The 1,628-nt window shown below is 55.6% G+C and carries 1 protein-coding gene and 3 tRNA genes; 1 reads left to right on the top strand and 3 read right to left on the bottom strand.

What is annotated here, in order from left to right:
- Position 1: 1 nt before the first annotated feature.
- The 3 genes from C9383_RS26110 to C9383_RS26100 form a co-directional block, all read right to left on the bottom strand.
- A tRNA-Glu gene (locus tag C9383_RS26110) sits at positions 2-74 on the bottom strand.
- Positions 75-179: 105 nt separating this feature from the next.
- A tRNA-Gly gene (locus tag C9383_RS26105) sits at positions 180-255 on the bottom strand.
- Positions 256-259: 4 nt separating this feature from the next.
- Positions 260-335: transfer RNA gene (locus C9383_RS26100), tRNA-Glu, on the bottom strand.
- Positions 336-705: 370 nt separating this feature from the next.
- Between C9383_RS26100 and C9383_RS26095 the strand changes: the two genes are divergently transcribed.
- Positions 706-1,464 carry a hypothetical protein gene (locus tag C9383_RS26095; protein WP_090365921.1) on the top strand — a complete coding sequence of 253 codons (759 nt, stop codon included), beginning with the start codon at positions 706-708 and terminating at the stop codon, positions 1,462-1,464.
- Positions 1,465-1,628: the final 164 nt, after the last annotated feature.

The following is a 1,628-nucleotide window of genomic DNA, read 5'->3' as shown; positions in this document are numbered from 1 at the left end:
GCGTCCCCTAGGGGACTCGAACCCCTGTTACCGCCGTGAAAGGGCGGTGTCCTAGGCCACTAGACGAAGGGGACACGCTACTGAAATACATGGTGTGTATTCCAGTGCCCAGAGGCCATGTCCGAAGACTTGGTCCTGGTTTCACTCAATGCCGCCCGAAGGCAACACTGCTTAAAATCTGGAGCGGGAAACGAGACTCGAACTCGCGACCCCGACCTTGGCAAGGTCGTGCTCTACCAACTGAGCTATTCCCGCATATTGGCGTCCCCTAGGGGACTCGAACCCCTGTTACCGCCGTGAAAGGGCGGTGTCCTAGGCCACTAGACGAAGGGGACACACGTACAACATTCACTGCTCAACGCGTTTTGCTGTGTGCTTTACGCGTTAAGTGGCGCGCATTCTATGGATGGATTGAAAGGTCGTCAACCCCCAAGGATAAATTTATTAAAATCAATGACTTCGCCCTGCTTCCAGGCCCGTACGGGGATTTTGTCCGTCTGGGTGTTGGCGCCTATATTCTGACGCCCGACAAGACGTTATAGTTCGTACTCGCAAATGATGGCAATGTGCATCCATGCAGGAAATATTCTACCTATATAGAAGAATCTACCTGAGCAACTGGTCGATCAGTCCTATCCGCCAGATGGCGCAGTCACTACACTCCATTGTAAACCCAATAAAGAGGCCACACCGGTGACACCACTCATGATCACCCTGCTGGTAACAGCCGGGATCGTAATACTGATCGCCATTGGCTACATGAACCACGTGGTGGAAAACAACAAGTTGGAAAAGAAGCGCACCGAGATCGAGCTGAATGATCGGTTGCGCCGCTGCGGCGAAATCACCGAAACCTTCCCAGGCCAGTTGATGACCCCCGCGCTCAAACTGTTGCTGACCCGTCTGGAACTCAACGTCAACCAGCGCCTGTTGAACCTCAACAAATCCAGCGCACCGCTCAAGGCACGCATTACCGAGCTGAATGCGCTGATCGCCCAGGGTGAATCGATCCCCGTGGCTAACCCGCCCGCGCCGATCCAGACCGAAGCCAAGGCCAAGGACGTGCGGTTCCTGCTCGAAGCGCTGCACGGCCAAGTCACCCGTGCGGCCCAGGACGGCTTCCTGCCTACCAATGAAGCCAAGCACTGGATCAAGGAAATTCGCCATATCCTGGTGCTGCTGCATATCGAGTTCTTCAACAACCTGGGCCAGCACGCCCTGCAGCAAGGCCAGCCTGGCCAAGCGCGCCTGGCATTCGAGCGCGGCGTGCAGTACTTGCGCAAGCAGCCGGAACCGGTGGTCTACAGTGCGCAGTTGCAACTGCTGGAGTCACAGTTGGCCCGGGCCAACTCCACGGTACTGACCAACAGCAAACCCGCCGAAGACGAGGTCAACGAATTGACCGAAGGCCTGAAAGTCGTCGACACCGACGCCGAGTGGAAAAAGAAAGCCATCTACGATTGATTGTAGTGAGCGGGCTTGCCCCGGTACAAACCGGGGACATCGTTTACATTTCTAACCGGGGACATGGTTTACAGGCTAATACGCATGATCAGGAGGTAACTGATCATGCCCTGGAACCAAGAGTCCCCTATGAACCAACGAATCAAGCTGGTCGTCGACTGGCT

The organism is Pseudomonas palleroniana, from assembly GCF_003031675.1.
In the GTDB taxonomy this organism is placed as follows: Bacteria; Pseudomonadota; Gammaproteobacteria; order Pseudomonadales; family Pseudomonadaceae; genus Aquipseudomonas; species Aquipseudomonas palleroniana.
This window is presented reverse-complemented; position numbering and strand designations above follow the sequence as displayed.